The following is a 21,310-nucleotide window of genomic DNA, read 5'->3' on the forward strand; positions in this document are numbered from 1 at the left end:
TCCCAGGTATTACGTAGTTTGAATAAGCATATTGACGGAAAATCTCTCCAGCACTGCGCTGAGCGGCAATTCCCGGTCATTTATCACGACAACGTCAGAAAAGAGGCCTTTCCAGTCTGAACCGGAAGCGGAAAATGGCACGATAATCTGCGTGTCGCCCCAATTGGCAGCATTAATCAATGGAGTTTGTGCAGTGCCCAATAGTTCACTGCTTATGCGTGGGACTACGATGATCGCGCGCACTCCTTGCGTAACTCGGGCAAACGCCATTACCTGCTCGGCATGACTGCCCTTTATTTCCAGCGGGATATATTCCCCCTCGCTGAACAGCGTTGGATGCGTCGCCCGCAGGTTCAACACCTTCGCAATCAGCGTCTGTTTGATTCGGCCGTCCTGCCAGTGACTTAACAGGTCTTCCACCTGGGTCTCTTCTGCCAGCGACTTCTGACGGGCTGCATAATCCACCGGCCGACGGTTGTCCGGATCCACCAGGCTGAAATCCCAGTACTCGGTACCCTGATACAGATCAGGGACACCGGGCACAGTCAAGCGTAGCAAGGTTTGCGCCAGGCTGTTGAGCGCGCCTGCGGTAGCGATGCGGTGGGCTGTAGCACTGAGGGACTGGCGCAGCGCCAGTGCTTCGGGAGCCAGTAACAGGTTTTGCAGAAACTCGCGACAGGCAGTTTCGTAAGGCTGATTGGGCGCGCTCCAGCTGCTTTGCAACTTGGCTTCGCGCAGGGCCTTTTCCTGCCACTGGACCATACGTTTGGCATACGCCTCATGGGCCTCTTCACCTTCGAGATTCAAAGGCCAGCTGCCCAGCAATGCCTGATAAAGCATCAGTTCGTCACCGGCGCTGATGGCCGATTCCTCGCCCTTCAACGGCAGTGCGAGCTGCCGCCAGCGTTCCACCTGCTCGGCATACCAGGGCGCGCATTCGCTGAGTACAGCGAGACGCGTGCGGGTGTCTTCGCCACGCTTGTGGTCGTGCGTCGCAGTGGTCAGCAGATTGTCGGGAAACTTTTCCAGACGTTGCAGGCAGACCTGATGAAAGTCTTCGACCGGCGCGCTGAAATGCTGCGGATGAAAGCCAACGTCATTTCGCGACAGCAGCACTGCGGACCGATAGAACGAGGTGTCTTCGACCGACTTGGCAGCGACCGGGGAGGTCAGTTGCTGGAAGCGCACGCAGGCATTCTTGTACAGCTTGCGCAGATGCCCGCGGGGCAACTGACGCCACGCTTCGCCACCCAGCCAGCGGTCCAGATAATCCAGCACCGGCCAGTCGCCTTCACTCAGGAGGGTACGAGCCCCTTCCATCGCCTCCTGAAAGTAATGATCGTCCTGCGCCGATCGTCCACAGACCGAAATGTAGGTACGGTAGATCGGGAAATTCACCACCAGGGCCAGCAACGCCCGGCGGATCGCACCGAGTGTCAGGTCGCGGCTCATCAAGTCACTGCGCGCCACTTGCAGCAAGGACTGCGCAACGTTCTCGAAATCACCCGCCAGGGTGCCGTGCAGGACCAGATCCCGAGCCACCAGCACTTCCTGATCGAAGTCAGCGGTCCGCTCGCTCAGGCGGCTCCACAGCTCGCTCAATGGCTCCTTGCCCTTGGGGTCGTGTTGCAGCAGCGACACCTGATTCATGAATTCGTAGCCGGTGGTGCCGTCTACGCTCCAGTCTTCGCGCAGTGGCTCATCAGGACCGAGAATCTTCTCGACGAAGATCGGCAAGTGTTCGATTTGCGCGTCGGCTGGACGTTGCTTGAGCAGGCTCTTGACCCGGCGGTGCAGCTTGCGGCCATAGCCGCGCGGGTCGGCCAGACCATCGATATGATCGATGCGCAGACCGTCTACCAGGCCATCTGCAACCAACTGGAAAATCTTGCCGTGAGTGGCTTCAAACACTTGTGGCAACTCGACACGCAAGCCGCCCAGTTCATTGATGTCGAAAAAGCGCCGCCAGTTGATGTCATCCCCTGCGGTTCGCCAACTGGCCAGACGATAGTGCTGGCGCTCCAGTAACTGATGCAGACGCTGGAAACCTTGCGCATTGCTGGAGTCGAACTGCGCGAGCAACTGGTCGATGGCCTTGCGGGCCTCTGAGTCTTTCGCCAGCTCGGCCAGTTCAGCCTTGGCCTGACGCGCACGCTCGTAGGCCTGCGGGTAGTCCGCCAAGGCCTTGAAGCGCTGTGCCAGCTCCTTCAATTGCGCGTTATCTGTCGACTGCAACAGCGCGCCGTAGGTCAGGGGGCAGATCGGAAAATGATGCTGATAGTGCTCGATGTAGAACGAGCCCTGATCAGCATTGAAGCGCAGCGGGATCTCTCCAGCCTGCAAGACGGTGCCGTAATCGCTGCTCAGAAACGGCAGCAACAGTTGACCCTCCAGCAGCGGATCGGGCGAATTCCACTGGATATCGAAGAAGTCGGCGTAAGGACTGCGACGGCCCCACTCCAAAAGGTCCAGCCACCAAGGGTTGTCTGCACCACCGACGGCCATGTGGTTGGACACGATGTCCAGAATCAGGCCCATGCCGTGTTCGCGCAGGGTCGCAACCAGACGCAGCAGGGCAGGTTCACCGCCCAGCTCGGGGTTGATGACGGTCGGGTCCACCACATCGTAGCCATGCATGGAGCCAGCACGTGCCTTCAACAACGGCGATGCGTAGATATGGCTGATACCGAGGCTGGCGAAATAAGGCACCAGAGGGACAGCGTCGTCCAGCGTGAAGTCTTTATGGAATTGCAGGCGCTGGGTAGCGCGCAAGGGTTGTAATGGACGGCTCATCGGTCACGCTCCGCAGCTTGCAGCCGGGATTGAGAGAGCAATTCCAGTCTTCGAGCAGCATGTGGGTTATCAAGCAAGGTGGCAGCCTCACCGGGCAGACGTCTGCGCCAGTTCGGGTGGCTGTCTATGGTGCCGGGCAGGTTGGCCTGCTCCTCGACACCCAGCGCATCTTCGATGGGCAGCAATACCAGCGGCGCGCGAGTCAGACCGAGGTAACGGACGCTGGCGTCGATGATCTGCTCCGGGGCTTCGCTGTCGGCAGGCAGGTCTTCAATGTTCTGGCTAAGGGCAAGTCGCAGGCTGTGATACTCGCGGACACGCTCCTCACGCCATTGCGCTTCGCGTTCCTCGTCGATGTGATCCAGACGTGCGTTCCATTCGATATCCAGCTCGCTGATCCAGCCAGCCAAGGTCGGCAGATCGTGCGTGCTGGTGGTCGCCAGCGCCTGATCGGACCAGTCGAGGATCGGTTTGAACTGACCATTGTTCTGTTCGAACAACAGGACGCGCATGCCGAGAATCGCGCGCGCGCTGAGCTTGTCGCCAAGGCCTTCAGGCACCGTACCGAGGTCTTCACCCAATACGATTGCCTTGTGTCGCCAGGACTCAAGGCTTAGCAGGCGCAGCATGTCGTCCAGCGGGAAATTCAGATAGGCACCTTCGCTAGGTGGCGACCCCACAGGGATCACCCACAGCCGTTGCAGGCCCATGACGTGGTCGATACGCAGACCGCCAGCGTGGGCAAAGTTGGCCCGCAGCATCTCGATAAAGGCGCGAAAACCGTTGCGCTTGAGGCCGTCCGGCGAAAAAGCCGAAATGCCCCAGCTTTGTCCTGCTCGGTTGAGGATATCGGGCGGTGCACCAACGGTCAGGGCTGACAACAACTCATCCTGACGGCTCCACGCCTGACTGCCGGCACCGTCGGCGCCAACGGCCAGATCGGCGATCAGGCCGATGCGCATGCCACTGCTGCGGGCGGCATCCTGGGCCCGTTTAAGGCTGCGGTCGATCAACCACTGAGCGAACGCATGGAAGCTGATCTGTTCGCTGTGGCTGGCCGCAAAATCGACGACGGCCTTGCCACGCGGATTCTTGAATTCAGCTGGCCACTCATGCCAGTTATCGCCTATGCCAAGCCTGGTGGATTCGGCCCGCAGGGCCTCGAAGCGACAGTGATTTTCCAGCGCTTCGCCACCGCTGTGGCGGAAGCTGTTGAAGTCTTCGTGCAGCGGATGAGCCGCTTTGCTGAATGTTTCGTAAAGTGCGTGCAGCGCTTTCCACTTCGCGTTGGCAGCCGCTGGCCAGTCAATCAGGTGCAGCGTTTCCAGGCGTTTCATTTCGTCGCCGACACCGGCCTGTTCGATAGCGTCACGCCAGGCGCGCTCACCCAGAATGGCCCCCGGCGAGGCGTACAGGCTATTCAGAAACAGGCGGCTGGACGGCGAGTAGGGGCTGTAGCGGTGCGCATCGTTAGCGAACATCGCGTGGATGGGGCTGATACCGAGTGCGTCAGCACCACGCTCTCCGGCAGAGCGCACCAGCGTCTCAAGTGCCTCGGTATCGCCAAAGCCTCCATCACCCTTGCGGCGCAGGCTGTACAGCTGGGCAGTCAGACCCCAGCCACGCGGCACATCAGCATCAGTCGCCATCGCCATGCTGAAACAGGTTTTCGGAGCAACTGCGATGGTCAGGTGCTGCCCGTCGATTTCGAGCTGTTGATAGCCAGGCGGCGCGAGAGCGGGCAGTTCGCCTGTTGTGGTCAGCCTGGCATTCAGTGATGAGCCGTCTTCAAGGTGCAGCGTGAAGGGCGTTTCCGGCGCAAACCACGCGGACAGATCAAGGTTGCTGTCCAGTTCGACCGTCAGCAGCGGCGGGGCGCTGGCTGCGTGGCGTTCGACTTGCAGGCGTTGCAGGCTGGCGTCTATCGCCTCACCATTTTCAGCAGAAAAGCCCAGTGCTTCGAGAACCTTGCGCAAAACGTCAGGGCTGACGGTTTGCGGGCGAGCGTTGGCGTCGACCCAATGCACCGACAAGCCGGCTGCGGTCGCAAGCCTCTCCAATTGCTCATTGTTCATCCTGTTCCTCCAGAACATCACTTGCTGTCAGGCTGACAATGGCCGTGTATGGATTGAGGATGCCCTGACGTGAAAGTTCGGACGATTTTTCCGGGCTGGCGAAAATCAGCCGTGCCTCTTGCTGAGGCGGTGTATCGACCGCGTGTTCGCTGAGGTTCAGATCGATGCGCAGCACCGTCCCGTCGCCCAGCGTCCAGCGTGCGCTGACCGCCTTGTCACCGAGGATGTCGGTTTTCAAGAACCGAGCGCCTTGCAGGCGAGGCACGATTTCCTTATGACGCAAGGCCAGCAGACGCGTGTAGAAATCGAGCCAGTTGCGATGGTCGGCGCCCTTGTCGGTTTCCAGGTCAACGGCCGCGAATGCAGGACGTGATGCTTCGAATGTCTTGATGTCGTTCGGGTCGGGGATATGCTCGCGCTTTTCCGGGTCGGCGAACGCTGCAAAGTCGGCAAATTCCTTACGACGACCTTCGCGTACTGCATCGGCCAGTTCGCCATGATGGCTGGTGAAGAACAGAAACGGCTCGCTGGCCGCCCATTCATCACCCATGAACATCAGGGGAATCATCGGCGAGAGCAGCAGCAGGGCAGTCGCCGCCTTGAGCGCTTCGGGTGAGCACAGCAGCGGCAGGCGTTCGCCAAGGGCGCGATTGCCGATCTGGTCATGGTTTTGCAGGAACAACACGAACGCGCTGGGCGGCAGATGACCGCTTGGTTCGCCTCGGGTGTGGCCATGGCGAGTGGGTTCACCCTGATAGACAAAGCCCTCACTGAGCAGGCGTGCGAGCTTTTGCGTCGGCTCCTTGGCAAAGTCCGAATAGTAGGCGTCGGTTTCACCGGTCAACAGCACGTGAAGCGTGTTGTGACCGTCATCGTCCCACTGCGCATCGAAGCCCTTGTCGAGCAGGCTGGCTTGATTGAACTCGTTTTCGAGGTTCAGCCAGACGCGCCTGGACGGTTCGATCTGCGCGCGCACACGCTCCGCGAATTCCGGAAGGAATGTCTCGTCGCGAATAGCATGTACGGCGTCCATGCGTAGCCCGTCAAAGCGGTATTCGAGCAGCCACATCAGGGCGTTGTCGACGAAGTAGTCACGCACTTGCGGGCGGCGAAAATCGATGGCGTCGCCCCATGGTGTATGCAGGTCGCTACGGAAAAATTCCTTGGCGTAACTGCCGAGGTAATTGCCATCCGGACCGAAGTGGTTGTACACCACGTCCAGAATCACCATCAGGCCGTGTTCATGGGCAGTGTCGATCAGGTGCTTGAGCTGTTCTGGCGTGCCGTAGGAAGACTGCGGAGCATACGGCAGCACGCCGTCATACCCCCAGTTGCGATCACCCGGGAACTGCGCCAGGGGCATCAGTTCGATGGCAGTGACGCCCAGGGCTGCCAGGCGCGGCAGGTGTTTTTCCACCCCTGCATAGCCACCCATGGCACCGACGTGCAGCTCATAGATGACTGCCTCGTGCCATGGACGACCTTTCCATTCGGGGTTTTGCCATGAATAAGCAGGGTCAACCACGACGCTTTGCGAATGTACGTCATCGACTTGGGCGCGTGACGCCGGGTCGGGTACTTCCAGCTCGTGATTGATCTTGAAGCGGTATCGGGTGCCTGCCTTGCAGCTTGCGTCGAGAACAAACCAGCCTTCAGGCTGCGGCAGCATGGCCAGAGACTGGCCATCCTGCAGTTCGACACTGACGTATTCGGCATCCGGCGCCCAGAGGGCAAAGCGGGTGTGATCAGAATCCAGCAAAACGGCGCCGTGGCGCCAGTTATCATCTGTACGCAGTGGCATCCATCGATCCTTTTCCTAGTAGTGAGTTGAAACGCCCACGTTTTTCTTCAGCAGGTCGCGGTAAAGTTCTGCATAGGGCTCCACGGCCTGATGCCAATTGAACGGGGCGGCCATTGCGCGGCAGCGCATGGCGTTGAGTAATTCCGGGTGAGAGAACACATTGAAAGCCCGGTTCAGCGCTTCCATGTAGCTTTCAACCGTGGATTCATTGAACAGGAAGCCGGTCACGCCATCTTCGATGGTGTCAGCCAGGCCGCCGGTGTTGCGGGCAATCGGCAGCGAACCGAAACGCTGTGCGTACATCTGGCTCAAGCCGCAAGGCTCATAGCGGGACGGCATCAGCAGGAAATCGCTGCCAGCGAACATGCGGCGCGCATCAGTCTCGTTGAAGCCAACACGAACCCCGATGCGACCCGGGAAGCGTGCCGCCAGCTCGCGCATGGCCTCTTCTTCCTCGGGTTCGCCTCGGCCGATGATCGCAATCTGCCCGCCGTTGTTGACGATATGCTCGGCAACGCCAATGGTCAGATCCAGGCCTTTTTGATAGACCAGGCGTGAAACCACGGCGAACAGAGGGCCGGTGGACTCATCCAGTTCGAACAGTTCACGGACGTGATCGGCGTTGATCTCCTTGCGCGTCCACTCGTTTGGTGCGAAATGGCAGATCAGGTGTTCGTCGGTGGCTGCGTCCCAGCTTTCGTCGATGCCGTTCGGGATACCGCTGAGCTGGCCCTTTTTTGCCTTGCTCTGCAGAAAGCCTTCAAGCCCGCAGCCGAATTCAGGGGTGGTGATTTCCCGAGCATAAGTGGCGCTGACAGTAGTGATGTGGCTCGCATAGGCCATGCCGGCCTTAATGAACGACAGCTGGCCGTAGAATTCCATACCCTCCGGATTGATGGCCTCGTCCGGAATGCCCAGCTCGCGGCTCGACGCGGTACTTACCGTGCCTTGATAAGCCAGGTTGTGAACGGTAAAGATGCTTGGCGTGGACTGTCCGCGCCAGCGCATATAAGCGGGCGCCAGACCGGCTGGCCAGTCATGTGCGTGAACCAGTTCGGGGCACCACTGGCTTTTCACTTCGCCTGCAGCAAACTCTGCTGCGGCCAGGCCGAGACGGGCAAAGCGAATGTGGTTGTCGGACCAGTCGCGACCTTCGGTATCCGCGTAGGGCGTGCCCTCGCGCTCATACAGCTCGGGGCAGATCAGTACATAAATCACCAGGCCGTCTTTCATGTCCATGCGGCCCACCTTGCACGGTGGAAGCGCGGCATGGCCACCCAACTGACTGATGATGTGGATCGGATTGCCACTGTTGATGACTTGCGGATAACCGGGAATCAGGACCCGAACGTCATGCAGGTGGCGCATGGCACGTGGCAGTGCGGCAGACACATCACCCAGACCGCCGGTTTTCACCAGGTCGGCCAGCTCTGAGGTCACGAACAGCACTTTACGTCTGTTGACCTGAGACATGGTTTGTTGTGTCGGTGCAGGCGGTATATGCAACGCAGGCAAATTAGTAGTCGCAAAAACCGGTAGATGAGTCAGCTCGCCGACCGGCTGACTAAAACTCTCTCCCTTCTGGGTTTTGACAGCGGCGCTAATCATCGTTTTTCCCCTTAAAACAGTATTGGTGCATCACTTGGTTGTTATTGGCCATTTCCTATGGCCGGTACACATACGTGCACTACGCAAGATCGATACCCGTTCGGGCTTGGCGCAGTGACAAAGCGGCGTGATGTCGCCATTACCGGATGTCAGCCAATAGCATAGATGCTCTATTCACCTGACCCAGCCATTTTTGAGAAGTTTCCACTTTTTTATGCGCGAATGTCTGGGGCGCGGCGTTGCGCCCGTCCGGCGGTCGGCTGCAGGCGCCTGTCATTAAGGTGTTGCGCGTTTAAGGGGCGAAATATCGCACATTGTCAGCGCGTGACCGGCCGTCGGATCGTTCGACAATCCTCTTTTGCAGGCCTGCTCCGAGGGTACGCCAGGCCTCGTTCAAGTGCCGTCCGAACCCAATCAGTGCGTTGCGCCTTTTCCGGGTGCAGTTGACGCACTATCTCCGTGCACCATAGGAAATTTCCTGCATCTGTGCTGGAACAATTCAAGTCGAGGCAGGATAGAATCGACCTGTGATATTCGGGAGATGGCGCTGGCGTCACCGAAGCACACTGATTTGAACACGCTGTTTCGAATTGTTGACGAGGACGGAAATGGAAGCCCCTGAGGTGCTGGTACTGCAAGCGAGCTATACAAATCCTGTGCATGCGGATGCCATTGGATTTGTCCTGAACGAATACTCTATGGATGCCATGGGCGCGGGTCGACCCATTTCAGCCGATACTCGTCAGCAACTGGCGATCGAACTGGCCAAGCGCTCACATGCGTTCAGTGTACTGGCCTTCGTCTCTGGCGAGCCGGTAGGGCTGGTCAACTGTTTCGAGGGCTTTTCCACGTTTGCCTGTCGTCCGCTGGTCAATATTCATGACGTCGCGGTCATTTCGCAGTACCGGGGGTTGGGCATCAGCCAGAAGATGCTGGCCAAGGTCGAAGAAATCGCGCGTCAGCGCGGCTGCTGCAAGCTGACTTTGGAGGTGCTTGAGGGGAATGACGTCGCGCAGGGCGCTTACAAAAAGATGGGTTTTGACAATTATCAGTTGAACCCGGAAATGGGTCGCGCCATGTTTTGGCAGAAATCGCTCTGATACGCGATACGTATCGAGAAAGGGCGCATCTATCGGGGGATTTGAAGAGCTTGAAGGCAGTATGAATGAGGGGGCTGGATCAAGCGGGCAAGCCAGCGTATCGGGCTTGCCACGGTGCGGTCTGAAACGTTGTAGAGTCTGCTGTCAGGCGTGAAGCATTGCGCCTGGCGCAGAAAGCTGGCTTTGCTGCAGCATTACGCTTAAATAAGCGACCTTTCGCTGCAACTGCTCACGTTCTTCTTTCAATGCACGCAGTTCGTCGCGACGGATAGTGACGTACAGGGTTTGTGGTGCAACTGGTGGTAGTACAGTTCCCATTGCTCACCTCGCAAATGGCGGATTCAACCTCAGAAAGGTCCTGAGCAATGACTTTCAATCCCTGAGCGCCGCTGCTTACCTCTCTATCGGCTCCGATTCTGAATTCTTTTGCGCTTTTTTGGAACTTTTTTATTTTTAATGGTCGCGGGTGAGCGCCGATCACGCCAAAATGCACCGACTGAGGGCGTTCTCGCCGTCACTTCTCTTATGCGAATGTCCTTATAAGGGAACCGACGTTCTGCCTCGCTTGACTAACCTGCATGCTCACATCCTGTTGAAGCGCTGTACGGCAGGTGAGGCACCTTTTTACGATTTAAGGAGCACCTTCATGCAACTTGGGATTATTGGACTGGGCCGCATGGGCGGCAACATCGCACGACGTTTGATGCTGGATGGTCACACTACCGTGGTGTACGACCGTGACGAAGCATCACGCAGCGCCCTGGCCAATGACGGGGCCACTGCCGTTGCCGGCCTGACAGAAATGGTTGCCGCTCTGGCAAAGCCTCGTGCTATCTGGGTCATGCTCCCGGCCGGCGCCCCGACCGAAGACACCATTCAGATGCTCAGTCAGGTGCTTGAAGCCGATGACGTGATCATCGACGGCGGCAATACCTTCTACAAGGATGACATGCGTCGTGCTCAGGAACTGACCGCAAAAGGTCTGCACTACGTTGACGTGGGTACGTCCGGCGGCGTGTGGGGGCTGGAGCGTGGTTACTGCATGATGATCGGTGGTGAAGACGCCATTGTGCGTCGTCTCGACCCGCTGTTCGCAACGCTGGCCCCCGGCCTGGGCTCCATCGAACGCACCAAGGATCGTGTCTCCGATGATGATCGCGCCGAGCGTGGCTATATTCACTCCGGCCCTGCGGGCTCCGGCCATTTCGTGAAGATGATTCACAACGGCATCGAATACGGGATGATGCAGGCATTCGCCGAGGGCTTCGACCTTCTCAAACAGAAGAACTCCGAGCATCTGCCTGCCGAGCAACGCTTTGACCTGAACACCGCCGACATTGCCGAAGTCTGGCGCCGCGGCAGTGTGGTTTCGTCCTGGCTGCTGGACCTGACTGCCGATGCACTGGCCACCGATCCACAGCTGGATGCCTTCTCCGGCTCGGTTGCCGACAGCGGTGAAGGGCGCTGGACCATCGAGGCTGCCATCGAGCAAGCCGTGCCGGTTCCGGTACTCTCCAGTGCCTTGTTTGCACGCTTCCGTTCGCGTCAGACCAGTTCATATGCAGACAAGATGCTGTCCGCGATGCGCTTTGGATTTGGTGGCCACAAGGAACCGAAATAATGGGCCTGTCGCGTGGCACCGCCGACCAGAAACCGGAAGTGGCGCCAGCCACGACGCTGTTTCTGTTCGGGGCTCATGGCGATCTGGTCAAGCGTCTGCTGATGCCGGCGCTGTATAACCTGTCACGCGACGGCCTGGTGGACGAAGGTCTGCACATTGTCGGCGTCGATCACAATGCGATCAGCGATGCCGACTTCGCGAAAAAGCTGGAAAATTTCATTCGTGAAGAAGCCGCTGGCAAGGTTGCCGGTGGTGGCAAGGAGCCGCTTGATCCTGCGCTATGGAGCAAGCTGGCCGAGCGCATCAGTTACGTGCAGGGCGACTTTCTCGACGATTCGACCTACCGCGACATCGACAGCAAGATCAAGAGCACCGGCGCAGCCAACGCGGTGTTCTATCTCGCCACAGCGCCGCGCTTCTTCAGTGAGGTCGCCCAGCGCCTTGGTTCATCCGGCCTGCTGAACGAGACCGATGACGGGTTTCGTCGCGTAGTGATCGAAAAGCCGTTTGGCTCCGATCTGGCCAGTGCCGTCGAACTCAACCAGTGCCTGCTCAAGGTGATGAGCGAGAAGCAGATCTACCGCATCGATCATTATCTGGGCAAGGAGACGGTGCAGAACATTCTGGTCAGCCGTTTCTCGAACGGCTTGTTCGAGTCCTTCTGGAACAATCATTACATCGACCATGTGCAGATCACTGCGGCGGAAACCGTCGGTGTTGAAACACGTGGCAGCTTTTACGAGCACACCGGTGCCCTGCGCGACATGGTTCCCAATCACCTGTTTCAGCTGTTGGCGATGGTCGCGATGGAACCTCCAGCGGCGTTTGGCGCTGATGCCGTGCGCGGCGAAAAAGCCAAGGTGATCGGGGCGATTCGCCCGTGGAGCGAAGAGGAAGCGTTGGCCAACTCGGTGCGCGGCCAGTATGCAGAAGGGGTGACCGGCGACAAGAAAGCCGTAGGCTATCGCCAGGAAGACCGGGTAGAGGCCGACAGCACCACCGAGACTTACGTTGCGCTCAAGGTGATGGTCGACAACTGGCGCTGGGTGGGTGTGCCGTTCTATCTGCGTACCGGCAAACGCATGAGCGCTCGCAGTACCGAGATCGCCATCTGCTTCAAGCCGGCGCCCTATGCGCAGTTTCGCGATACCGAGGTAGACCGGCTCAAACCCAACTACCTGCGGATTCAGATCCAGCCCAACGAAGGCATGTGGTTCGATCTGTTTGCCAAGCGCCCGGGCCCGACGCTGGACATGGAAGACATCGCCTTGGGCTTCGCTTACAAGGACTTCTTCGAAATGCAGCCTTCAACCGGCTACGAAACGCTGATCTACGATTGCCTGACCGGCGACCAGACCCTGTTTCAGCGTGCCGATAATATCGAAAACGGCTGGCGTGCCGTTCAACCGTTTCTCGACGCCTGGGCGAAGAAGTCAGAGGTGCAGCTGTACGAAGCCGGCAAGGATGGTCCTGCCGCCGGTGAGGAGCTGTTGAGCCGTGACGGCCGCGAATGGAGAGAACTGAATGTCTGAAGCATCTTCATTGCCTGTGCAGTTCGTGATGTCCGATATCGACGGCACGCTGCTGCGGCGTGACCACAGTCTGAGTCAGGCCAATATCGATGCCATCGGACGCCTGCGGGCAGCAGGCATACATTTCACATTGGCCAGCAGCCGTCCGCCTAGAGCCATGCGTCAGGTGATCGAGGCGCTGGGCGTCGATCTGCCGACCGTCGCGTTCAATGGCGGCACCATTACGCATGCCGACGGCAGCCTGCTTGTCGCTCACCGCATCGATCAGACCGCAGTGCGTACCTGCCTTGATCTTTTTGCTGGCGAGAAGGTGGCTATCTGGGTGTTTGCCGATGACCAGTGGCTGTTGCTTGACCCGGCAGGGGATTACGTCGATCACGAGCGTGATGCGCTGGGTTACGAGTATATCCAGGTCGAGAGCTTCGAACCCTATCTCGACCGGGTCGACAAGATTGTTGCGGCCAGTGCCGACTTCGAGCTGCTCAAGACCCTGGAAACCCGGCTTAACCCCTTGATCGACGGGCTTGCGCTGGCCGCGCGCTCGCAAAAGTATTACCTGGATGTCACTGCGCTGGATGCCAACAAGGGGTCGGCCCTGGTGACGCTTGCGGAGTACCTGGGTGTCGAGCTTTCACGCACGGCGGCTATCGGCGATGGCGGCAACGACGTGGCGATGTTTCACAAGGCCGGCGTATCGATTGCAATGGGACAGGGTGAGCCGACAGTTCAGGGACAGGCTGACCATGTTACAGATAGCAACGAGCAGGACGGTGTGGCTCGCGCTATCGAGCGCTATATCCTGCCAGCCTGAACCGGCCTGGCGCGGGGAGGTCCGCCGAACCGCAACGAATCATCTACATGACGGGCATTTCTGAATGGCTGGATTGATCGAAGACTATGCGTTGCTGGGCAACTGTCAGACTGCGGCGCTGGTCGCCCGGGATGGTTCGCTGGACTGGTTGTGTTTTCCCCGCTTTGATTCCACCGCGTGCTTCGCGGCGCTGCTGGGCAACAGCGATCATGGGCGCTGGAAGATAGCGCCGACGGCCGAGGTGATTTCGGTCGAGCGCCGTTATCGAGAAGGCACGCTGGTTCTCGAAACCGTCTTTGAAACCCGCGACGGACGCGCGATGCTGATCGATTTCATGCCCATGAACACCAGCGGGCATGTAGTGCGCATTGTTGTCGGGCTGGAGGGGCAGGTCGAATTTACGGTCGACATCGCCATTCGCTTCGATTACGGCAGCAGCGTGCCATGGGTCGAGAAAAAAGACGCACATACCCTGACTGCTGTAGCGGGGCCGGAAATGCTGGTGCTGCGCAGTGCGGTGCCGCTGCATCCTCAAGATCATCACACTGCCAGTCATTTTCAGGTGGCCGAAGGCGAGCGCAAAGTCTTTACGCTGGCTTATCAGGCCTCCTACGAGCCTTTGCTGGCTAATATCGATGTCGAGCAGGCGCTTCAGACCACTGTCAGCTACTGGCGTGAGTTTTCTGACCGGTGCCCGGATGTCGGGCCATGGACGGAGCAGGTCAAACGCTCGTTGATCACCCTCAAAGCCATGACCTACGCGCCTACCGGCGGCATCGTCGCCGCAGTGACCACGTCATTGCCCGAACAACTCGGTGGCGAGCGTAACTGGGATTATCGATACTGCTGGTTGCGTGATGCAACGATGACGCTGTTGGCTTTCATGAACCTCGGCTATTTCGAGGAAGCCACGGCCTGGCGGGACTGGCTTTTGCGTTCAGTTGCAGGTAACCCGGAGCAGATTCAGATCATGTATGGCGTAGGCGGTGAGCGACGCTTGCAGGAATATGAGCTTCCCTGGCTGAGCGGCTACGAGCATTCGCAACCCGTGCGCGTTGGCAATGGCGCTGCGACCCAGGTCCAGCTCGACGTGTATGGCGAGGTCGCCGATGCGATGATTCAAGCGCTTCGCGGAGGCATGTCAGCGCACCCGCGCAGTGTGGCGATCTCCAAGGTGGTCATGCCCTACCTGGAAACCATTTGGCACCTGCCGGACGCCGGGATCTGGGAGATTCGCTCCGAACCGCGTCATTTCACACATTCGAAAATCATGGCGTGGGTAGCGTTTGATCGCAACTCCACGCAAATTGCGCAGGCTGCTGAAAATGATGAAGATCGCGCGCTGGCCGAGCATTACCGGCTGGTCGCGGATGAAATTCATGCCGACGTCTGTCGCAACGGTTTTGATACCCAGCTGAATAGCTTTGTGCAAACCTACGGCGCTACCGAGGTCGACGCCAGCCTGTTGCAGGTTGTTCTGACCGGCTTCCTTCCGCCTGATGACCCTCGTGTCATCGGCACTGTCGCCAGGATCGAGCGCACGCTGATGCAGGATGGTCTGCTGCTGCGTTATAACAACGAGCGCAGTGATGATGGTGTGGCGGGGCGGGAGGGCACGTTTCTGGTCTGCTCCTTCTGGCTGGCCGATGCCTACGTGCTGCTCGGGCGTGCTGATGATGCTACGAGGCTATTCGAGCGGCTGTGCGGCCTGTGCAATGACGTAGGCTTGCTGGCCGAGCAATATGATCCGAAAGATGGCCGGATGCTGGGCAATTTCCCTCAGGCGTTCAGTCACATCGGCATCATCAATACTGCATTGAACCTGCACCGGGTGGTATGTCCGGCGCTGGCGCGAACGTCCGGCGAGCTTGCTGCGAGTTGATCAGTCGTGTCGACCGGCTTTGCGAAAGGTCAGGTTGATGCGCTGCTCGCCCAGTACGGGATGCTCGGCCTGTTTGACCGGCAGAATACCGTGGAAGCGCAGCCTGTCTTCGCCGCCCCAGACCACGACATCGCCGTGAAACAATGAGATGCGCTGCGTCTTGTCGCTGCGCAGCATGCCGCCGAACTGGAAAATGGCCGGGATGCCGAGTGATACCGAGACCACGGGCCATTGATGGTCATGCTCGTTGCGGTCCTGATGCAGTGACATCTTTGCACCGGGAATATAACGATTGATCAGGCAGGCATCCGGCAAGAAGTTACGATAACCGGCAGCCAGCGCAGCGCTTTGCGCCAGTTGCAGGAAAACATGCGGCATGGCGGGCCAGGGCTTGCCTGTTTGCGGATCTACGCTGCTGTAGCGGTAACCGTGGCGATCAGTGATCCAGCCCAGTTGCCCGCAACTGCTGAGCGCAGCCGACATGTTCAGGCCGCTGGGCGTCTGCATGAGGCGGAACGGGGACTGGGCCAGGGTTGCTTCCAGAGCAGCCAGCAGCGGCTCCATTGCATCCAGCGTAAAGCCTCTGAGCAGCCATGACCCCGGACCTATCTGCTCGTCGCGACGAGGTTGCGGCACAGGGTCGGCAAACAGGTCGAGAGTGGCGGGCGTTTCACCTTTACGCTGCATGATCGGATCAGGCACCTAGGAAGGGGCGTCAGAGCGCTTTGCTGACCTTGACGTCGGTAATCTGATCGTCACTCTGGTCGTGCATTTTTTTCAATGCGGCTTCGGCTTCTTCGACAGAAGCGGACTGCAACTGTGCGAATTCGAAGCGGCGCTCGCCGTTCAGCTTATAGCTGACAGCGTATTTGGTCGTGCGCGTGGCGGGATTGTTCACAGTGACTCCTTGCATCATCTCAGTTGAGAGGTCGAGCGGCGGACGATCTTGATGGCGTGGGTAAATGGCGGTTTGCGCCCGGCGTTGGTGTCCACCTTGCGTCCCGCGGTATCGATGGTAATGTTCCAGAAGCCGGTGCTTGGCGCGGCGATCTTGGCCGGAAAGGTATCGAATGCACCACCGTGGTAGGTATGACGGCCACCGTTCTTGAAGCTGCGGAAGTTCGCATCGTTCATCAGGCGAATATTGCAGGTCTGCGAGCACGTGATGACGACCAGATCGTCCTCGTTCAAATGCTCACGCTGGTGTACGAATTTCATGACCGGGGCTCCGAAGCAGGGCTTTTTCTGAAAAATCAAAACGATAGCATGCTGTGCCCGTGATTTGACGCTGGCCATCATTAATTTGCAGTCTTTCTGGTAAAAATCGCCCGAGTGGGGATTTAATTGCCGCCTGTCTTGTCGTAGCACCTTTATTCTGGAGACTTTGTATGAAACTGGCTGTAGTAGTCCTGGCTCTGGCGATGACCGGCTGTGCGACGGTAAACGATATCGAACATACGCCCCCTACCATGAACGTCATGTCGGGGAAGAATCCCAAGGAATACACTGACTGCTTCATCAGCAAGATCAGCAGCAGTCGCAAGCCGCCCCTGATTGAGACCCGTCACGATGGTTTGCGTATTATCGTGGCGCAAAAGCTCAGCAAGTCGCCCGCGGCAGTGGTGGACGTCGAGAGCCGCTCGGGTGGCAGTACGATCAAGGTCTATGAGCGTCTTTCCAATGTGCCGATCCGCTTCAGGGATGTGCAGAATGCCGCTGAGGCCTGTATCTCCGGCTGACCGATAAAAACCTGTCCATAGCGCCCGACCGCATGGGGTCGGGCGGCGAATATTCGGTGGCTGAAAGCGGAATTATTTGCAGACCACCAGCACGCTGCGGCTCTTGTAGTTGCCGACGTCCACGCCCAGGGTCTTTTCGCTTTCCGCAGGTTGCGGTGTGCCGTCGGTGCCGACAATCTCATAGCCTGTGCCCGCGCAGGATGCGTCGGCTTTTTCATAGCAGCTTGCCCACGACATCGCCTCGCCAGAGCAATCGATGCTAAGGCCTTGTTTGCCGTTTTTCAGGTAGGTGTTAGAGGAAGTTGCACAGCCAGTTAGGCCCAGCACAGCAATAATGGACAGGATTCTGATCATGTTTTTCGCTTCGAGAAGGTGTAGGTAAGGCCGGGAAATCAGCAATTGCAGGGTTGGACTGATATGGCGTGCCATCGTTCCGCCATGTTTTACATTCCTGTTAGCTGTTTTGTAGTACTAATGTAAGCGACAGAATGCCGTCCGGGTGCAGGGTTTCAGGTGCATGAGCCTCGCCGGGTTGGTCGCGATATCTACAACAGTGAGGAAATTGTGCGGAACTATCTGTCGTCGGATTCCTCTATGAAGGCATCGGACGGCCAAAGGCGGGGCATTGTATCGTGACCGCCGCCTGATTAGACTGCGCCGTTAACACCAACAGCCCTTATCAAGGACTTTTATGATCAAGAAATGCTTGTTCCCAGCAGCCGGTTACGGCACTCGCTTTTTGCCAGCGACCAAGGCCATGCCCAAGGAAATGCTGCCGGTGGTCAACAAGCCGCTGATCCAATACGGTGTTGAAGAAGCACTCGCGGCTGGCCTGACTGAAATCTCCATCGTGACCGGCCGCGGTAAGCGCTCGCTCGAAGATCACTTTGACATCAGCTACGAGCTGGAGCACCAGATCAAGGGTACTGACAAAGAGAAATACCTGGTCGGCATCCGCAAACTGATCGATGAGTGCAGCTTTTCCTACACCCGTCAGACCGAAATGAAAGGTTTGGGCCACGCTATTCTCAGCGGTCGTCCGCTGATCGGCAACGAAGCGTTTGCCGTGGTTCTGGCGGATGACTTGTGCGTCAACCTCGAAGGCGACGGCGTGCTGGCGCAGATGGTCAAGCTTCATAAGCACTACGGGTGCTCGATCATTGCCATCCAGGAAGTTGATCCGTCTGAAACCAACAAGTACGGCGTGATCGCGGGTGAAGAGATCAAGCCTGGCCTGTTCCGCGTTACTGACATGGTTGAAAAACCAAAGCCTGAAGATGCACCGTCCAACCTGGCGATTATCGGCCGTTACATTCTGACTCCGGACATTTTCGAGAAAATCGAACAGACCGAGCCAGGCAAGGGTGGCGAGATCCAGATTACTGATGCCCTGATGAAGCAGGCCGCAGAGGGTAACGTGCTTGCCTACAAATTCAAGGGCACGCGTTTCGACTGCGGTGGCGCCGAAGGTTACATCGAAGCGACCAACTTCTGCTTTGAGCATTTCTACAAAGCCGGCAAAGCTCATTGATTTTTGAATGACTGTGCTGTGAAAACGCCACCTTCGGGTGGCGTTTTCATTTCTGAACGACCGCCATGCGGTTATGCTGTGACTCTGCTCAGGAGATATCGATGGCTTTTGATTTTGATCTGTTTGTAATTGGTGCCGGTTCAGGCGGCGTTCGGGCGGCACGTTTTGCTGCCGGTTTTGGTGCGCGGGTGGCTGTGGCCGAGAGTCGCTATCTGGGTGGTACCTGCGTCAACGTGGGCTGCGTCCCGAAGAAGCTGCTGGTATACGGTGCGCATTTCTCCGAAGACTTCGATCACGCCAAGGGTTTTGGCTGGTCGCTGGGCGAGGCCGAATTCGACTGGTCGACGCTGATCGCCAACAAGGATCGCGAGATCAATCGCCTTAATGGCATCTACCGCAAGTTGCTGGTCGACAGCGGCGTGACGCTGCTCGAAGGGCATGCAAGGCTCACCGGCCCGCAGCAGGTCGAGATCAATGGCCAGACCTACAGTGCCGAGCGCATTCTGATTGCTACCGGCGGCTGGCCGCAGGTGCCTGACGTGCCCGGGCGCGAGCATGCGATTACGTCCAATGAGGCGTTTTACCTCAAGACGTTGCCGAAGCGCGTTGTTGTGGTGGGCGGCGGCTACATTGCTGTGGAATTCGCATCGATTTTCAACGGGCTGGGTGCCGATACCACGCTGGTCTATCGCGGCGAACTGTTCTTGCGCGGCTTCGATGGCAGTGTGCGTACCCATCTCCATGAGGAGCTGCTCAAGCGTCACATGACGATCCGCTTCAACAGCGATATCGCGCGTATCGATAAACAGCCCGACGGCAGCCTGCTGTTGACAATGAAGGACGGCGGCACGCTGGAAACCGATTGCGTATTTTATGCGACGGGTCGTCGGCCTATGCTCGATAACCTCGGTCTCGACAACGTGGACGTCAAGCTCGACGAGCACGGCTACATCAAGGTCGACGAGCATTACCAGAGCAGCGAGCCTTCCATTCTGGCTATCGGCGACGTCATCGGCGGTGTGCAACTGACTCCGGTTGCGCTGGCTGAAGGCATGGCCTTGGCGCGACGGCTCTTCAAGCCGGAGCAATACCGTCCGGTGGACTACAATCACATCCCGACAGCGGTTTTCAGTCTGCCGAACATTGGTACGGTCGGCTTGACCGAAGAGGATGCCATCAAAGAGGGTCATGACGTCCAGGTGTTCGAAAGCCGTTTCCGGCCGATGAAATTGACCCTGACGGACGATCAGGAGCGCACCTTGATGAAACTGGTGGTGGATGCCAAAACCGATCGTGTGCTTGGCTGCCACATGGTGGGACCGGATGCTGGCGAAATCGTGCAAAGCCTGGCGATTGCCATCAAGGCCGGCGCGACCAAGCAGGTGTTTGACGATACGATCGGCGTGCATCCGACGGCCGCAGAAGAATTCGTCACCATGCGGACCCCGGTGCAGCGGTAAATCGCGGCACCCGGAGGTCAGGACGATTTCCGGTGTAAAAGCTTGAAGAGGATGGACCCCTGTGAACAGAGAGAAACCGTCGATCCGCATGCCGCTGCACTTGCCAGCGCAGGATATTGAAGCTCGGCAGCACATCGATGCGTTGCGTGAGAGCGAACAGCAGTTCAGGGCGCTGGCCGACAACATGAGTCAGCTTGCCTGGACTGCTGACCCTCGGGGTCAGGTCAATTGGTACAACCAGCGCTGGTATTCCTACACCGGCGCGTCCTTTGAAGCCATGAAGGCACTGGGCTGGCGTTCAGTTCTGCATATCGAGCATCGTGAACGGGTGGTGGCCAGGCTGCAATATTGCTTTGCAACCGGGTCTATCTGGGAGGACACCTTTCCGCTGCGTGGCAAGAACGGTGCTTTCAACTGGTTTCTGTCGCGTGCGCAGCCCATCCGGGATGTGCAGGGCCATATCACCCATTGGCTGGGTACCCACACCGACATCACTGCTCAGGTCAAAGCTGAAGAGGCGTTGCGCGATCTCAATGAAAGTCTGGAGATGCGCGTCGAGCAGCGGACCCGTGAGCTGGCCAAAGCCTACGAATTGTTGCAGGTCGAGACTGCCGAGCGCGCTCAGGCTGAAGAGGTGCTGCGCCACGCGCAGAAGATGGACGCTATCGGTCAGTTGGCCGGAGGTATTGCCCACGATTTCAACAATATGCTGTCCGGGGTGTTGGGGGCGCTGGATCTTATCAAGCGTCGCCTGGCTGCCGGTCGGGTCGATGAGGTCGAGCACTACATAGATGCGGCGGCAGCGTCGGCCAATCGAGCGGCGGTGCTGACCCAGCGGCTGCTGACCTTTGCGCGGCGTCAGTCGCTGGAGGTCAGTGCGGTCGACATCAATCGCATGGTGCGGTCGATGGAGGAGCTGTTGCGAGGTACGCTAGGCAGTCGTGCGGTATTACACATTGAGCTCGAAGAGGGCTTGAGTGTCATTCAGATCGACGAGCATCAACTGGAAAACGCCTTGTTGAATCTGGTGATAAACGCACGCGATGCCGTGCCATCGGGCGGGCAGGTGTGGGTACGTAGCCAGCCTGTAACGCTTGCGGCGCAGCAAGTCAGCGTGCCTGCGGGTGATTATGTCCGGCTCAGTGTCGAGGACACGGGGTGCGGAATCGCTCAAAGCGTCATTGATCGGGTATTCGATCCGTTTTTCACCACCAAGCCGGTCGGTCAGGGCACGGGGCTTGGGCTGTCCATGGTCTACGGTTTTATCAAGCAGGCCGACGGGCATGTGCAGATCAAGAGTGTCGAAGGTCGGGGCACCGAGGTTCATCTGTACTTGCCTTGTCATGCTGCATAACGG

18 protein-coding genes are annotated in these 21,310 nt (G+C 58.3%); 9 read left to right on the forward strand and 9 right to left on the reverse strand.

Going from position 1 to position 21,310, the window contains the following annotated elements; all coding sequences use genetic code 11:
* Positions 1 to 9 precede the first annotated feature (9 nt).
* From N018_RS11370 to glgA, 4 genes are read right to left on the reverse strand one after another with little or no spacing between them, the layout of a single operon-like run.
* Positions 10 to 2,793, reverse strand: a complete 2,784-nt coding sequence (locus N018_RS11370) for a malto-oligosyltrehalose synthase (protein ID WP_025389624.1) — start codon at positions 2,791 to 2,793, stop codon at positions 10 to 12.
* Complete coding sequence (gene malQ, locus N018_RS11375; RefSeq protein ID WP_025389625.1) at positions 2,790 to 4,868, reverse strand: 4-alpha-glucanotransferase; 2,079 nt, start codon at positions 4,866 to 4,868, stop codon at positions 2,790 to 2,792. The genes N018_RS11370 and malQ overlap by 4 nt, the downstream gene beginning before the upstream one ends.
* Positions 4,858 to 6,669 (reverse strand): malto-oligosyltrehalose trehalohydrolase, encoded by a 1,812-nt coding sequence (gene treZ, locus N018_RS11380; RefSeq protein WP_025389626.1) that lies wholly within the window; start codon positions 6,667 to 6,669, stop codon positions 4,858 to 4,860. The genes malQ and treZ overlap by 11 nt, the downstream gene beginning before the upstream one ends.
* 15 nt (positions 6,670 to 6,684) lie before the next feature.
* Positions 6,685 to 8,277: a glycogen synthase GlgA gene (glgA, locus tag N018_RS11385; protein ID WP_024646064.1), complete on the reverse strand. Its 1,593-nt coding sequence runs from the start codon at positions 8,275 to 8,277 to the stop codon at positions 6,685 to 6,687.
* 608 nt (positions 8,278 to 8,885) lie between these two features.
* Here glgA and N018_RS11390 point away from each other — a divergent pair.
* Positions 8,886 to 9,377, forward strand: a complete 492-nt coding sequence (locus N018_RS11390) for a GNAT family N-acetyltransferase (RefSeq protein ID WP_025389627.1) — start codon at positions 8,886 to 8,888, stop codon at positions 9,375 to 9,377.
* 144 nt (positions 9,378 to 9,521) lie between these two features.
* Here the strand turns inward: N018_RS11390 and N018_RS28005 are convergent, their stop codons facing one another.
* Positions 9,522 to 9,695: a DUF6026 family protein gene (locus tag N018_RS28005; protein ID WP_038401188.1), complete on the reverse strand. Its 174-nt coding sequence runs from the start codon at positions 9,693 to 9,695 to the stop codon at positions 9,522 to 9,524.
* 328 nt (positions 9,696 to 10,023) lie between these two features.
* Between N018_RS28005 and gnd the strand changes: the two genes are divergently transcribed.
* The 4 genes from gnd to N018_RS11415 all read left to right on the forward strand — a co-directional run bounded on the left by gnd (position 10,024) and on the right by N018_RS11415 (position 15,223).
* Positions 10,024 to 10,998: a phosphogluconate dehydrogenase (NAD(+)-dependent, decarboxylating) gene (gene gnd / locus N018_RS11400; protein ID WP_025389628.1), complete on the forward strand. Its 975-nt coding sequence runs from the start codon at positions 10,024 to 10,026 to the stop codon at positions 10,996 to 10,998.
* Entirely contained in the window at positions 10,998 to 12,530 is a 1,533-nt protein-coding gene (gene zwf, locus N018_RS11405; protein ID WP_025389629.1) for a glucose-6-phosphate dehydrogenase, read from the forward strand. Before gnd ends, zwf begins: the two co-directional genes overlap by 1 nt.
* Positions 12,523 to 13,341, forward strand: coding sequence for a Cof-type HAD-IIB family hydrolase (locus tag N018_RS11410; protein WP_025389630.1), 819 nt, complete (start codon positions 12,523 to 12,525; stop codon positions 13,339 to 13,341). Before zwf ends, N018_RS11410 begins: the two co-directional genes overlap by 8 nt.
* Before the next feature lie 64 nt (positions 13,342 to 13,405).
* Entirely contained in the window at positions 13,406 to 15,223 is a 1,818-nt protein-coding gene (locus N018_RS11415) for a glycoside hydrolase family 15 protein (protein ID WP_025389631.1), read from the forward strand.
* On the opposite strand, the gene alkB is transcribed toward N018_RS11415, so the two are convergent.
* From alkB to N018_RS11430, 3 genes are read right to left on the reverse strand one after another with little or no spacing between them, the layout of a single operon-like run.
* Entirely contained in the window at positions 15,224 to 15,910 is a 687-nt protein-coding gene (gene alkB / locus N018_RS11420) for a DNA oxidative demethylase AlkB (RefSeq protein ID WP_038401191.1), read from the reverse strand.
* A gap of 28 nt (positions 15,911 to 15,938) precedes the next feature.
* On the reverse strand, positions 15,939 to 16,121 hold the full coding sequence (locus tag N018_RS11425) for a hypothetical protein (RefSeq protein ID WP_024673799.1): 183 nt from the start codon (positions 16,119 to 16,121) through the stop codon (positions 15,939 to 15,941).
* Between the two features lie 14 nt (positions 16,122 to 16,135).
* Positions 16,136 to 16,441 carry a DUF1883 domain-containing protein gene (locus N018_RS11430; RefSeq protein ID WP_007249367.1) on the reverse strand — a complete coding sequence of 102 codons (306 nt, stop codon included), beginning with the start codon at positions 16,439 to 16,441 and terminating at the stop codon, positions 16,136 to 16,138.
* Between the two features lie 170 nt (positions 16,442 to 16,611).
* On the opposite strand from N018_RS11430, the gene N018_RS11435 reads away from it, so the two are divergent.
* Positions 16,612 to 16,962 carry a hypothetical protein gene (locus tag N018_RS11435; protein ID WP_024646072.1) on the forward strand — a complete coding sequence of 117 codons (351 nt, stop codon included), beginning with the start codon at positions 16,612 to 16,614 and terminating at the stop codon, positions 16,960 to 16,962.
* Between the two features lie 72 nt (positions 16,963 to 17,034).
* Here the strand turns inward: N018_RS11435 and N018_RS11440 are convergent, their stop codons facing one another.
* Positions 17,035 to 17,316, reverse strand: a complete 282-nt coding sequence (locus tag N018_RS11440) for a hypothetical protein (protein ID WP_024646073.1) — start codon at positions 17,314 to 17,316, stop codon at positions 17,035 to 17,037.
* A gap of 337 nt (positions 17,317 to 17,653) precedes the next feature.
* On the opposite strand from N018_RS11440, the gene galU reads away from it, so the two are divergent.
* From galU to N018_RS11455, 3 genes are all read left to right on the forward strand, one after another.
* Positions 17,654 to 18,493: a UTP--glucose-1-phosphate uridylyltransferase GalU gene (galU, locus tag N018_RS11445; protein ID WP_003315315.1), complete on the forward strand. Its 840-nt coding sequence runs from the start codon at positions 17,654 to 17,656 to the stop codon at positions 18,491 to 18,493.
* Between the two features lie 101 nt (positions 18,494 to 18,594).
* The gene (gorA, locus tag N018_RS11450) at positions 18,595 to 19,953 is read left to right on the forward strand and encodes a glutathione-disulfide reductase (RefSeq protein ID WP_025389633.1); all 1,359 of its coding nucleotides are present in this window, start codon (positions 18,595 to 18,597) and stop codon (positions 19,951 to 19,953) included.
* Between the two features lie 61 nt (positions 19,954 to 20,014).
* Positions 20,015 to 21,307 carry a PAS domain-containing sensor histidine kinase gene (locus N018_RS11455; protein ID WP_025389634.1) on the forward strand — a complete coding sequence of 431 codons (1,293 nt, stop codon included), beginning with the start codon at positions 20,015 to 20,017 and terminating at the stop codon, positions 21,305 to 21,307.
* Positions 21,308 to 21,310: the final 3 nt, after the last annotated feature.

Source organism: Pseudomonas syringae CC1557 (genome assembly GCF_000452705.1).
GTDB classification, from domain to species: Bacteria; Pseudomonadota; Gammaproteobacteria; order Pseudomonadales; family Pseudomonadaceae; genus Aquipseudomonas; species Aquipseudomonas syringae_F.